This window comes from Psychrobacter sp. SHUES1 (genome assembly GCF_001652315.1).
In the GTDB taxonomy this organism is placed as follows: Bacteria; Pseudomonadota; Gammaproteobacteria; order Pseudomonadales; family Moraxellaceae; genus Psychrobacter; species Psychrobacter faecalis.
Genome location: NZ_LXWA01000082.1, coordinates 1 through 13669, shown reverse-complemented (window position 1 = coordinate 13669; position 13669 = coordinate 1). Strand labels below are relative to the sequence as shown.

Sequence of the window (13669 nt, the reverse complement as noted above, 5' to 3'; positions counted from 1 at the left end):
TAATAACTGTCGCCTTAGACACCGATTGCGACGAGCCGTTCGAAAGACCTGTTGTTTCTCTAAGAAGCTCGATAATCACTTCAAAGTGTTTGATATGGTGTTCTTTTACATCAATTATGATTACGTCTGATGCCGGCATACTTTTTAGAACACCACCCGGACGTTTAATCATACTGGTATTTTCTATCAGCAAATCAATGGCGTTATCCACATCGCTATCGGCCGCTTGCTTTTGCTCGTCGGTCAGCTTGCGCCAAGTCGTGCCGCGTTTATTCAATACTTTGTCAATGCCTAAACTTTCTATCCAGCGTTGAACACTTTCTTTATCAATGCCTTGCTTTTTATAATCGTGAAAGTCATAGCTAACGCCTAGCTCATCAAGCTTAGTAAAAGCCTTTTTCATGGTGCTACAAGATTTGATGCCGTAAATAGTGATGGTCATAAAAACTCCAAATCAATGATCATTATTTTGGTTATTATACCTAACTGACATCAGCATGTGGTTTATGACGACGAAAACAGTCATAAGCGTATTCACTTTGCAGATTTATCGCCTTTACGGTGAGCAAACGCTCTATCATATCGTCGCAATTTTTGCCAAATTACGCTATGCTATGGCATTGTAAAATTTTACCCAATTTATCTGTAATAACCTATTCCGAGCCAACTATGAGCAACGCCGTGACAGCAGAAACTGCTAATACTACCCATACCAATAATACTTCTATCGATAACGCCCAGTATCAGCCGCAACTTATTGAAGCCGCGCAGCAAGCCAAATGGGCAACTGACAAGCGTTTTGAAGTCAGTAATGAGCCAAGTGACAAGCCAAGTCGCTATATGCTGTCGATGTTCCCTTACCCAAGCGGTAAGCTGCATATGGGTCACGTGCGTAACTATACCATCTCTGATGTGCTAAGCCGTTATTATCGCCTAAAAGGCTATGAGGTCATGCAGCCAATGGGTTGGGATGGTTTTGGTCTGCCAGCAGAAAACGCGGCGATTGCCAATCAAACGCCGCCTGCCAAATGGACATTTGCCAATATTGATAGCATGCGCGCGCAGCTTAAATTGCTTGGCTTGTCTATTGATTGGTCACGCGAATTTGCCACTTGTAGCCCTGAGTATTACCAGTGGGAGCAGTGGTTATTTTTGCAATTATATAAAAAAGGCTTGGTTTATAAAAAACTTGCCACCGTCAACTGGGATCCAGTCGACAATACCGTGTTAGCCAATGAGCAAGTCATTGACGGTAAAGGCTGGCGTAGTGGCGCACCAGTCGAAAAGCGCGATATCCCGATGTATTACTTCAACATCACCGATTATGCCGATGAGCTGCTTGATGATTTAGACCAGTTAGAAGGCCACTGGCCATCTGAAGTGCTCACCATGCAGCGTAACTGGATTGGCCGTAGTGCCGGTATGGAAGTCCATTTCCCTTATGAGCTGGCAGGCGAAACCAATACCTTAGATGTGTTCACGACGCGTCCAGATACCTTGATGGGCGTGACTTATGTCGCGGTCGCAGCCGAGCATCCATTGGCACAATATGCTGCTGAACAAGATGAGGCGATTGCCCAGTTTAATGCGCTGTGTAAAAAAGGCTCAGTTGCCGAAGCTGATTTGGCCAAAGCGGAAAAAATCGGTATGGATACCGGGCTGACGGTGACTCATCCCTTAACTGGCGAAGAAGTACCAGTATGGGTTGCCAACTATGTACTGATGAGCTATGGCTCAGGTGCGGTAATGGCGGTTCCTGCCCATGACGAGCGCGATTACGAGTTTGCGACTAAATACAATTTGCCTATTAAACAAGTGATTGACATTCCTGCTGGCTTTTTAGATCAAGTAGAAGCCGATGCCAAAGCCAATAATACGCAAAGTAACCGCGCTTATACCGAGCGCAATACCTTAGTCAATTCAGGCGAATTTGACGGCATGGACTTCAAGCAAGCGTTTGAAGCTATGCTAGCGAAGCTTGAGCCACAACAGCTTGCCAAGAAAAAAATCCAATACCGTCTGCGCGATTGGGGTGTTTCTCGCCAGCGCTATTGGGGCTGCCCTATCCCCATGGTCAACTGTGAGCATTGCGGTACGGTGCCGGTTGAAGAGCAAGATTTGCCAGTGGTGCTACCAACGGACGTCGTCCCCGACGGTCGTGGTAATCCACTAAAAAATATCCCAGAATTTGTCAATACCACTTGTCCTAAATGTGGCAATCCTGCTGAGCGCGAAACCGATACCTTTGACACCTTTGTCGAATCAAGCTGGTACTATGCGCGCTTTGCCAGTCCGCACGATACAAACAACATGGTCAACAAATCTGCTGCCAATAAATGGTTGCCAGTTGACCAATATATCGGCGGTGTCGAGCATGCGGTTATGCATTTGCTTTATGCGCGATTCTTCCATAAGCTCATGCGCGATGAAAACTTGGTATCAGGCGATGAGCCATTTGCAAATTTGATGACCCAAGGTATGGTACTTGCTGGTACTTTCTACCGCGTCAACGCCGATGGCAGTACCACTTATTACTTCACCGAAGACATCGATATCGACTATAACGAGCGTGGTCAGCCGATTAAAGCGACTTTGAAATCTGACGGTCAACCGGTGACCATTGGTAAAATCGAAAAAATGTCGAAGTCAAAAAACAACGGTGTCGATCCACAAATTACCATTGATAAATATGGCGCGGATACCGTTCGTTTATATACGCTATTTACTGCGCCTGCCGACCAGACCCTTGAATGGTCAGACGACGCGCTAAAAGGCCCTTATAACTTTGTTAAAAAAGTTTGGCGCATTGCGACCGAGCACATGCAAGCGCTTGCTGATGCCAATTTAAGCCTTGAGCAGCTTAATAGTGAAGCATTAAATACCGATAACTTAAGCAAAGAAGCCAAAGCCCTACGCCGTAAAACCCATGAAACGATTGGCAAGATTGACAGTGACTTGGGTAAACGTTTAGCACTCAATACGCCTGTTTCTAGCCTAATGGAGCTTGCTAACGAGCTTGCTAACTTTAAAGCAAACAGTGAGCAAGACCTACAAGTACAGCATGAAGCCTTGATTGATTTATTGATTATCCTATCGGTATACGCGCCGCATATTGGTGAGCATTTGCTTGAGCAATTGGGCATGGATACCGTCACCCTAAGCTATCCAGAAGTCGATACAAGCGCTCTCGTGCAAGATATGATTACCATGGTAGTGCAGGTGAACGGTAAAATGCGCGGTAAAATGGATGTCGCCCCTAACAGCGATCCTGAGCAGCTAAAAGCGCAAGCAAAAGCGCTTGAAGGCGTGGCAAAATTCCTTACAGGCGAGATCAAAAAAGAAATCGTCGTACCGAATAAACTGGTTAATATCGTGGTGGCAGGCTAGGCCTTTTAAGGGTTGGGTTTTTAAACGCTATGACTTCAATCATGGCGTTTTCAAACTCTCTTTCTTGGGTCTTCTTATCAAAATAAGGATAGCGTTTATGTCGTATCAGCACCGAGCTTTGCAGACACAACTAGCAAAATTAAACGGACAAAGCACCATGACTTATAAATCAAGCGCACAAAAACTGGCAACGATGCTACTGACAGCTTTGCCAATGTTTGCGGTATTGGGCGCAGGTTTGAGCCTCAGCGGTTGCGGCTTTCAGCTACGCGGCTATGATGCGCCGATGTTGTTTGACGTCAACAAGACCGCGGTAATTATCGAAGACAATCGCACCTCATTTCCATTAAAACTGCCCCTCGTCAGTCGCTTAAAAGCGTTAGGGGTCGAGGTTATTGATAATATGACCTTAGCAGATGTGGCTAACAATAACCAAAAAGCGAGCGCTGAACCTATCGCGGCAATCACCGTGAACAATGTCCGCTTTAAGCGTTATGAGCTAGTTGGCGTCTTAACAGAGATACGCTTGGTGATGTCAGCTGATGTTAGCTATCAAAGCATCGAGAATGGCAAACCTGTGACACTAACCAACCCTATCCAAGTTGAGCGTAGCTATCAGTATAACGAAGCATCGGTAAGTACCGATGATCAGCAGGGCGATCAAATTCGTGATTGGCTTTACGATAGTTTAGCGCGCCGAATTACCGATCAATATGTGGCAATTGCTCTACCTAAAGTTGCGCCCAACAGTGCCAAGTCAGCTATGCAAAATGGTAAAGGCTCAGTATCTACTGCCGTGATAGTACCAAAATCTTAATGTTAGTTTTTTATTTTTAAAATTAATTTTTAAAAACATCCTTATTAAAACTGCCTATATTTAGACGCTTTGATTTAAACGCTTTTTTGTTTAAAGCATTTTTCAATAAAGGCAGCTTTACTCATCTATTCATAACCTTGTGTCATTCTCTCTATGCAAGATACTTTTATACAAGCTTATCCAAAACTACTACAACCATCCGTTGCAGTAGCGGGCTTGTGGCTGGCGCACGGTGACGAGCCGTTACTCAGTCAATGGCTGATCGATGCGCTGCGTCCGCATTGGCGCGCACAGAACTATGCCATTAAACGTATCGAGCTGGTATCGGTAAAGAGCTGGCAAGAAGTGTTGTCAGAGCTTGGCAGTCAGTCTTTATTCGACGATGCAAGCGCGCTTATCGTAACAGGCAACCATAAACCTGATAAAGCCGTTATTACTGAGCTTGAACGTTTTGCCATCGATGCGCAGACAGGGGCGCATAGCCATAGCTTGTTATGGCTCACACCAAAGCAAGACAAACGCGCGCAGACCAGTAAATGGTTTGTACCGTTTGCGCAATATGGTCATATTATCGACTGCAATTTATATAATGAGCAGCAGCGTCAGCAGTTATTGCAGATACAAGCCCAGCAGTTTGGCTTAACATTGTCGCAAGAAGCTTGGCAGTTACTGATGTCACATACCGAGCATCATCTGCTCAGTGCCTATCAAACCTTGTGGCGGCTATCGTATTTATTTGCGCCGCAATTGATGGCAGAGGTTGATAGCAGCACCAACTATAATGCTAATACTACAAACCCCTCTAACGCGTCTATGATAAATGTGGCATTAGATATTAATGACTTGCAAGCGGCATTGGTCAGCGACGCGCAGTTTAGCGTGTTCGATTTATCCGATGCCATGCTTGCTGGCAATAGCGCCCAAGTTGCTAAAATCATCTTTCAACTTAAAGCCACCGATGAACCAACCACTTTGGTTTTATGGGCGATTAGTAAAGATATGCGGCAAATCATGCAACTAATGGACGGACAAGATCCGCAAGCCCTTGGCATTTGGCGTAGTAAGCAAAGCTTATACCAGCAAGCTTGCCGCCGCCACTCAAAAGCAAAAACGGCCACTTGGCCTGCCCTGCTTTATAAATGTGACCAAGCGATTAAGGGTTTGGTGCGCCAACCAGCGTGGGAGTTATTATTACAAGCAGCGCTTGAGCTATCAGGGCAACGTCTGTTTAAAGCCCATTAGACTATCAGGCAAGCAAGCAAAAAAACGTCTTCCTGTCCCGCGTCATCATCTAAAGCATTTATTATTAAACAACTCATCATTTTTTCTTATTTAACCCTCTGTATAGGGTTATCTTTTTGTTTAAAATTTAATAATTATTACCGCTACAATTCTTCCTCTTAACGTTTCGCAAACTAATTGCCATTCCCTTTTGATCGCCAAGCCTCTACTATAGTTACACTTGATTTAACTGTGATTGGATTGTTGTCATGCGCAAAATGAGCAAAAAGTCTGCTATTAAATGGGGCGTCATTGCCCTTGTCATCGTAGCTTTAGGGGCTTTAGCCTACAAAACCTTTAAACCAAAAGACACCACACCCAACTATATAACGGCGACCGCTGAGATTGGCGATATCGAAAATAACGTCATGGCATCGGGTAAAGTAAAGGCGTTAAATACCGTCGATGTGGGTGCGCAGGTATCTGGTGAAGTGACGCGGCTGTTTGTCGACGTCGGCGATGAAGTCAAAAAAGGCGATTTAATTGCGCAGATTGATCAGGTGACACAAAAGAATAATTTAAGTAATGAGCAAGCGAGCCTCGAGCAAAGTGAAGCGGCGTTACAAAGCGCCCGTGCCGAGTCGCTAAGTCGTCAAGCAAGTCTAAAAAGCGCGCAAGCGGATCTTGCCAGCCGTCAAGCTGAATTAAAGCAAGCACAAGCAGACTTCTCACGCTTGCAAGGCTTACTGGCTATCGATGCCATATCACAGCAAGATTACGATACGCAAGCGACCAAAGTTGCCACCGCACAAGCATCAGTCGCCAATGCGCGCGCTGCTATCGATACTGCAAAAGCAGCGATTGCAACAACTGAGGCCAATATCAACAGCCAACAGGCAGCATTACGTAAATCTCAAACCAACGTTAGCACTGCGCAGGAAGATTTAAGCTATACCACCATCCGTGCGCCGATGTCAGGGACGGTAGTATCGGTGACCACTGAGCAAGGGACTACGGTCAACGCCAATCAGACTGCGCCAACCATCGTTACCTTAGCGGATTTATCCACCGTGCGTATCAATGCGCAAATCTCTGAAGCTGACGTCATTAATGTCAAAGCAGGCTTACCCGTTTATTTTAATATCATCGGCAATCCCGACCAAAAATACGACGCGACCCTCAAAGCCATCGAACCAGCTCCTGAGAAAATCAGCGATACCAGCTCGACCGATGCCGCCATCTACTATGTCGGTTATATTGAAGTCCCTAATACCGAGCGCCGCTTTCGTATTGATATGACTGCGCAAGTCTATATCGTCATCAATCAAGCAAAAAACGCGCTACTTATACCCTCTGCAGCCTTGCAGGCTGCCGGTAAATCTCGCAAGTCTGGTAATGCTAAAAAAAGCGCAGCTACTGCTAATACTGCCGCAAGTGGTGATAATAACTCTCGCCCAGATAATGACTCTGGTGCAACCATGGCGATGGTACGTGTCCTTAAAGCCGATGGTGAAGTCGTTGAGCAAGTGGTCAAAGTCGGTATCAATAACCGGGTTAATGCGGAAATATTAAGCGGTATAAAAGAAGGTGATGAAGTCATATTAAGCGAGGAAGGTGCTGATAAAGGCAAAGGCGGTAAAGGTAGCAGAGGCGGTCGACCTTTTTAGTATTTAAAGTTTGCTAAGAATATTTAAATAAATCGTCGCCAGCAGTACATCAGCTTTGGCTTTGATAATGACTTAAGATTTGAGATAAGCAGGATAGCAAATGAGTAATCAAGACCCGATTCTTAATGCCACTGATCAGCCTTTGATGGAAGTCAAAGGCTTGATTAGAGAGTTTCCAGCTGGCGAGCAAACCATTCGCGTCTTACATGATATCAATTTGACCATCAATCAAGGTGAGATGGTCGCTATCATTGGCCAATCGGGCTCAGGCAAATCCACCTTGATGAATATCTTGGGCTGTTTAGATCAAGCAACGGCGGGTGATTATAAAATATTTGGCCAATCGGTCAGCCGTCTAGATGCCGATGAGCTGGCAAAACTACGCCGTGAGCACTTTGGTTTTATTTTCCAGCGCTATCATTTATTGGGTGATATCAACGCCCGCGACAATGTTTCGGTACCCGCAGTCTATGCAGGGATGGATGGACAAGTTCGCAACGAGCGTGCCGAAAAGCTATTGTCAGACTTAGGACTCGGCGACAAGGTCAATAATCGCCCAAGCCAACTATCTGGCGGACAGCAGCAGCGTGTCTCTATCGCAAGGGCGCTGATGAATGGCGGCGATATCATCTTAGCCGATGAGCCAACGGGTGCGCTTGATAGTAAATCGGGCGAAGATGTCGTCCAAATCCTCAAAGATTTAAATGCCCAAGGTCATACCATCATCATGGTCACCCACGACCCTAGCCTTGCCGCCCAAGCTGAGCGTGTTATCGAAATCAAAGATGGTTATATCATCGCTGATTATAAAAATGACGATTATCAACATGCAGAACCACAGCCAGCGGCTGTCATAGATAAGCACCGTAAAAGCGCCTTTAGCAGCTTTATCGACCGCTTATTTGAAGCGTTTAAAATGTCCTTGCTGGCCATGCGCGCCCATAAAATGCGCACCTTATTGACGATGTTAGGAATTATCATTGGTATTGCGTCGGTGGTATCAGTCGTCGGTCTCGGTAAAGGTTCACAAGAGCAGATATTGTCCAATATCAGCTCTTTAGGTACCAATACCATCACCGTCACCGATGGCTACCCCTACGGCGACCCTAGGCGGCAGTACAACGATGACAATCTAACCCCGCAAGATGCCCAAGCGGTCGCTGACCAACCTTATGTGGTCAGTGTCAGCCCGCAGCTCAATAGCAATATGAACGTCCGCTATCGTAATATCCAAGAAGCCGCCAGTATCAGCGGCGTTGGTAAAGACTATCTTGACGTCAGCGGTGAAAAACTAGCTCTAGGTCAAGGTTTCGATGAACAAAGTATCTTACGCCGTACCCAAGATATTATTATCGATGATAATGCCAATAAAACCTTTTTCCCCGACAATGCCAATCCGATTGGCGAAGTCTTACTCATAGGCAGCGTTCCTGGGCGCGTTATTGGCGTCTTAGAGCCAAACGATGGCGGCTTTCGTCGTAGCGTTGATTCGCCTACGCTCTATATGCCCTACACTACCATGATGTCGCGGCTGATAGGCAGCGCTTATATTGAAAGCTTTGTCGCGCTGATTGATAACAATATCTCCTCCGCCGCCGCTGAAGCTGCTATCTCTGAGCTTATGATAGGTCGGCATGGCACTGATGATTTTCGCATCCGTAACTCAGACTCGATTCGCCAAACCATTGAAGCGACCACCGCAACAATGACCTTGCTGATATCTTCTATCGCTATTATCTCGCTAATCGTCGGCGGTATTGGCGTCATGAACATCATGCTGGTATCAGTGACCGAACGCACCAATGAGATTGGCGTACGTATGGCCGTTGGAGCGCGTCAAAGCGATATCATGCAGCAGTTTCTCATTGAAGCCGTTTTGGTCTGTATTTTAGGCGGACTATTGGGGATTGGGCTGGCGTTTGCCATCGGTGAAATCATCAATCGTGTTGGTGGTGACAGCTTCCAAGTCATTTATTCACCAACATCTATTATTGCCGCCTTTATTTGCTCGACGCTGATTGGGGTTGTTTTCGGCTTTTTGCCCGCTCGTAACGCTGCCAAATTAGATCCCGTAGAAGCACTATCTAGAGATTAGAATAATTTTATGATTAAAGTTAACGGGTAGCGTTAAAAAACGAGGGTGAAAATGGCTCTCAAAACGTAATTATTATAAAATCCTAAGGTCTCTAAAAGTCAATTAACGCTTAAATTTAAAAAAATAGGATTAATTTACACAGATTTGCACTTTTTTTAACATTCGGGGTTGTAATTGTCATAATTATATATATAATGTGCTCTCACGTTTAGAGATACAAATAATCTAAACGGGTAAACAAGCTTATTGCCTCTTTTGTTATTGGTTAATCCATAAATAAAGAAATTAAGCTTAAGACATTTTGTAGATGTCTGGTTTTAATAAATTTCCCTTTAAGGAAATTTATCTTGCAGAGCTAAAAAAGCAGTGCTTTTTTATACACTCTTCAGGGCCGATAGCTCAGTTGGTAGAGCAGTTGACTTTTAATCAATTGGTCCCGCGTTCGAGTCGCGGTCGGCCCACCATATTTAGTATTATGCTTATCATGTATGCTACCCTATCCGGTAGTAGCGTAATAAGTTTAAAGACATTGTTTTTGATGTCTAGTTTTAATAAATTTCCCTTTAAGGAAATTTATCTTGCAGAGCTAAAAAAGCAGTGCTTTTTTATACACTCTTCAGGGCCGATAGCTCAGTTGGTAGAGCAGTTGACTTTTAATCAATTGGTCCCGCGTTCGAGTCGCGGTCGGCCCACCATATTTAGAAAAGCCCAGTCATTTAATGATTGGGCTTTTTTTTATGCGCTTTTTATTTTGGTGAAACTTTAGTTTATAGCGTAAACGTTTTTTGCTTTCAACGTTTACGCTTACGGAGGCTAAAGCCATCATCTTGGCGCCAAAGCAATTTATATTTAATGGTATCTTTAATGGTGCGCCGATGCTTAGGCGCTTGCGCAATTAGACTGTCAAAAGTAGTGGCATCGATACCCAACTCACAACCATGCGCCATCATGACGTTCGATGGTTGTAAGTCTTTTACCTTTTGTAGCGACTGGATATAAACTTTGGGATCATAAATAGGAAATGGCGCGACAAACTTATGGCGCAGCTTGATGATTAAATCGGCGGTATAGACCTCACGACTTGGCAGATGAAATAAGGATAAATCACGATCTGTATGTCCTGGCGTTTCAAACACCTGCCAATCATCGAAATGCAGTATGGTATCGCCATCACTGACCGTCAAATCAGGCTGTAGATGCGCAGGATACCATAGCCTTTTAAAAGGACGTCTTTGTCGCTTGGCCACATAGTGAGCTAAACCCAAATCAATCAAATGCATGACTTGCCCGCCGATACCGCTATACCACTGCGTTTCTCTAGCAGCCGAGACAATCAAGCAACCAGTGGCTTTTCTAAGCTTATGCGCGCCGCCGGCATGATCTGGATGCATATGAGTAACGACCACTACTTTTAAATCAGTAATAGGACGCTTTAGCGTATCTTTAATATAACCCAACACCAGCGCCACATCAGGGCGACAACCGCCGTCCAATAGCATTAACTTATCTGGATAAACCGCCAGATAGCTACTTTGAATATAGCCATCCAAACGTACGATTTGACATAAACTCATTTATCTTCCTTGACCGCTTTTCTTGTCATTCCTATGATTCATTAACGAATTATTTATTCACTTTATTGCTAATACGATAAAAACTTATCCTTTAGTATAACGCCCCTTATCCTAAAATAAATGTCTTTGAGTGAACGCTTATGACTAGAGATAAATCGCTGATAACGTATTGATAGGATATTTAAAACGTTACCCAATAAAAAACCCAGCGCAGCGGCTGAGTTTTCTATTATTAAAAAAGCTAGTTATTAAAATAAACGAACAGTTAAGCCAAGTCGCGTACCTTTGGCTCACGCTCCCACAAACGTGATTTGGCATTTTCAATAAAGCTATCAAGCTCAGCGAGTGGCGTCACAAACGCATCTTTTTCAACGGGTAGTTTGCTTAAGATAAACTCATCGGTCGCACCGCAATAAGCAATCGCTTTACAGTGCACATAAGCATCATTGAACCAATCTAACGTTGCGCTGTCTTTCGCCAGCTTCTTCGCTTGGTCAGGCATGATGATACTCACCACGGCATCAAACATGACTGACGGACCACCAGCGACACGCTCATCGGCTTGTATGATAGTGCCATCATCTAAAGTGACTTCTTTATTTGGTGCTACAATCTTAACGCGCGCACCCTCTGCCATAGCCGCCTCTTCGAACTTCTTAATCTCACTATGCTTAGAGCCTTCAGCGACTAAAATACCAATCATTCGTGCTTTTAAACTCTTTGGCGTTCGACCAATCGTTTGTAATGGCTCGGAGGTTGGCAGATCTTGAACCGGTGCTGCTGGCTCTGCTGCTTGCGGCAATTTCATACCTAGCGCTGTTGCCACGCGATTTGCCAAATCTTCATCGATATTGACTAAATGGCTAAGCATGCGTGTACGCACATGCGGCGTATCTACTTTGCCGAGTTCAAACGCATAAGCAGAAGCAATATGTGCTTGCTCAGTTGGCGTCTGGCTACGATAGAACATACGCGGCTGACTATAATGGTCAGCAAAGCTTTCAGCGCGTACGCGACCTTTAACGCCATCATCTAGCTGCTCGTGGAACGACTCAAAGCCTTTTTTTATGCTTTCACGTGGGCGCTCAGAATCAAGGCTTTGTGGATCATACAGGGTACGAGTTTTTGGTATCTGCATTTGCATATGACCGTCTTGCTGATTATTAGCAAACGGACATTTTGGCGCGTTAATCGGAATTTGCGCAAAGTTTGGCGAGCCCAAACGCGACAGCTGCGTATCTAGATAACTAAATAAGCGACCTTGCAATAATGGGTCATTACTAAAGTCGATGCCTGGTGGCAGATGTGATGGGCAGAAAGCCACTTGCTCAGTCTCGGAAAAGAAGTTATCTGGATAACGGTTCAGTACCATTTTACCTACGATGCGCACGGGTACCAACTCTTCAGGAATCAGCTTGGTCGCGTCTAAGTGATCAAAGGGGAACTCATTGGCTTCTTCTTCAGTAAATAACTGAACGCCAAACTCCCACTCTGGATAATCACCATTATTAATCGCTTCAAATAAATCACGGCGATTATAATCAGGATCGGCACCAGAGATTTTAACCGCTTCATCCCAAATTAGCGATTGTACGCCAAGGACCGGTTTCCAATGGAAACGTACAAAGGTGCTCTTGCCATCTTTATTAATAAAACGATAACTGTGAATACCAAAGCCTTCCATCATACCAAAGCTACGCGGTAGCGCGCGATCACTCATCAGCCAAATGACATTGTGCATGGTTTCAGGGCTAAGCGAGACAAAATCCCAAAAGGTATCATGAGCAGAGGCCGCCTGCGGAAAGCCGCGATCAGGTTCAGGTTTCACCGCGTGTACCAAATCAGGGAACTTCATCGCATCTTGAATAAAGAAAATCGGCATATTATTACCGACGATATCCCAGTTACCCTCTTCAGTATAAATCTTCACCGCAAAACCGCGCACATCACGCGGCGTATCTTTTGAGCCCTTATTACCGGCTACCGTAGAAAAACGGGTAAATAAAGGCGTCTGTTTACCCGTTTCAGTAAGAATTTTCGCGGTTGTATACTCTTCTAATGATTCGGTAAGCTCAAAATAACCATGGGCGGCACTACCACGCGCATGCACCACACGCTCAGGAATACGCTCATGATCAAAATGAGTAATTTTTTCGCGTAAGACAAAATCTTCTAATAATGTGGGGCCACGAGTATTGGCTTTAAGCGAGTTTTGATTGTCAGAAATGACAACACCTTGCTGGGTGGTCATCGCTCTTGTATCACCATCGGCACGCTGATGCGTTTCGCCGCCATTACCACGTTCGGTATTCATATTTTTAGCGGGGTCGGTATGATCAATATTCTTCTTCATAAAATATCCTAGCTAATAAGTAAAATGGACTACAGATAGCCCACCAAATAAGCACCAACACAGTTTTATATCCTTAGAGATAGCTTTGACTTCAGATGTCATTTAATTTTCTGCGTTCAGCGCGATTGTTTCTTGATAGATGAGAATGCTGTTAGACATTGATGCATGACAGCATCGATAAGCTCATCAATCATATTACTTAAAATCTGCCGTAGGTATGTCACATATATCGTTAAGCGTGTTGATTTTTGGTTACGCGTCAGCCAAACCACGTCTGTTTGCAGACACGCTTGTATAGTGAAATGATAATGAGGATAAAGACAGAAAAAGCTGATGAGTAGATATCTACGAGAGGGAATTAAGCACTTTGACCTCCTCCCCTCCCTAAAGTGAGGGGATTCCTACTACTAGACGCTCAAGCCCGAGCGCGAGAATGTTTTTTGCCGCATTAATATCACGGTCATGAGTGACACCACACTCGCAAAGCCATTCTCTTATTCCTAAATCTGCTCTACCTTTCGGACTGTTTTGGCGTGAGCCACAACACGAACAAGT

At 44.7% G+C, this 13669-nt stretch carries 8 protein-coding genes, 2 tRNA genes and 2 pseudogenes; 8 read left to right on the top strand and 4 right to left on the bottom strand.

Annotated elements, in window-relative coordinates:
* Nucleotides 1-130, top strand: a pseudogene (locus A7325_RS14055) (IS1 family transposase); the annotation flags it as partial.
* Between the two features lie 27 nt (nucleotides 131-157).
* Here A7325_RS14055 and A7325_RS13790 read toward each other — a convergent pair.
* Nucleotides 158-442 (bottom strand): annotated as a pseudogene (locus A7325_RS13790) (Spx/MgsR family RNA polymerase-binding regulatory protein); the annotation flags it as partial.
* A 227-nt stretch (nucleotides 443-669) separates the two neighbouring features.
* Here A7325_RS13790 and leuS point away from each other — a divergent pair.
* The 7 genes from leuS to A7325_RS10915 all read left to right on the top strand — a co-directional run bounded on the left by leuS (nucleotide 670) and on the right by A7325_RS10915 (nucleotide 9882).
* Entirely contained in the window at nucleotides 670-3387 is a 2718-nt protein-coding gene (gene leuS, locus A7325_RS10945) for a leucine--tRNA ligase (protein WP_413771799.1), read from the top strand.
* Nucleotides 3388-3544: 157 nt separating this feature from the next.
* A complete protein-coding gene (locus A7325_RS10940; RefSeq protein WP_068408102.1) occupies nucleotides 3545-4204 on the top strand; it encodes a hypothetical protein in 660 nt (219 codons plus the stop codon).
* Between the two features lie 153 nt (nucleotides 4205-4357).
* Nucleotides 4358-5446, top strand: a complete 1089-nt coding sequence (locus A7325_RS10935; protein WP_068408099.1) for a DNA polymerase III subunit delta — start codon at nucleotides 4358-4360, stop codon at nucleotides 5444-5446.
* Nucleotides 5447-5694: 248 nt separating this feature from the next.
* Nucleotides 5695-7092: an efflux RND transporter periplasmic adaptor subunit gene (locus A7325_RS10930; RefSeq protein ID WP_068408097.1), complete on the top strand. Its 1398-nt coding sequence runs from the start codon at nucleotides 5695-5697 to the stop codon at nucleotides 7090-7092.
* 100 nt (nucleotides 7093-7192) lie between these two features.
* Nucleotides 7193-9187, top strand: a complete 1995-nt coding sequence (locus A7325_RS10925) for a MacB family efflux pump subunit (RefSeq protein ID WP_068408095.1) — start codon at nucleotides 7193-7195, stop codon at nucleotides 9185-9187.
* A gap of 388 nt (nucleotides 9188-9575) precedes the next feature.
* A tRNA-Lys gene (locus A7325_RS10920) sits at nucleotides 9576-9651 on the top strand.
* Nucleotides 9652-9806: 155 nt separating this feature from the next.
* Nucleotides 9807-9882: transfer RNA gene (locus tag A7325_RS10915), tRNA-Lys, on the top strand.
* A gap of 96 nt (nucleotides 9883-9978) precedes the next feature.
* Here A7325_RS10915 and A7325_RS10910 read toward each other — a convergent pair.
* The 3 genes from A7325_RS10910 to A7325_RS13555 all read right to left on the bottom strand — a co-directional run.
* Nucleotides 9979-10761: an MBL fold metallo-hydrolase gene (locus tag A7325_RS10910; RefSeq protein ID WP_068408093.1), complete on the bottom strand. Its 783-nt coding sequence runs from the start codon at nucleotides 10759-10761 to the stop codon at nucleotides 9979-9981.
* Nucleotides 10762-11026: 265 nt separating this feature from the next.
* A complete protein-coding gene (locus tag A7325_RS10905; RefSeq protein WP_068408091.1) occupies nucleotides 11027-13114 on the bottom strand; it encodes a catalase in 2088 nt (695 codons plus the stop codon).
* A gap of 384 nt (nucleotides 13115-13498) precedes the next feature.
* On the bottom strand, nucleotides 13499-13669 hold a 171-nt coding region (locus tag A7325_RS13555), incomplete at its 5' end, for a zinc ribbon domain-containing protein (protein ID WP_156508542.1).

Bases quoted from the DNA above. Each gene is read 5' to 3' on its own strand.
- A7325_RS10905 (WP_068408091.1), bottom strand. From the start codon at position 13,114: ATGAAGAAGAATATTGATCATACCGACCCCGCTAAAAATATGAATACC.
- A7325_RS10925 (WP_068408095.1), top strand. From the start codon at position 7,193: ATGAGTAATCAAGACCCGATTCTTAATGCCACTGATCAGCCTTTGATG.
- A7325_RS10930 (WP_068408097.1), top strand. From the start codon at position 5,695: ATGCGCAAAATGAGCAAAAAGTCTGCTATTAAATGGGGCGTCATTGCC.
- leuS (WP_413771799.1), top strand. From the start codon at position 670: ATGAGCAACGCCGTGACAGCAGAAACTGCTAATACTACCCATACCAAT.
- A7325_RS10940 (WP_068408102.1), top strand. From the start codon at position 3,545: ATGACTTATAAATCAAGCGCACAAAAACTGGCAACGATGCTACTGACA.
- A7325_RS10910 (WP_068408093.1), bottom strand. From the start codon at position 10,761: ATGAGTTTATGTCAAATCGTACGTTTGGATGGCTATATTCAAAGTAGC.
- A7325_RS10935 (WP_068408099.1), top strand. From the start codon at position 4,358: ATGCAAGATACTTTTATACAAGCTTATCCAAAACTACTACAACCATCC.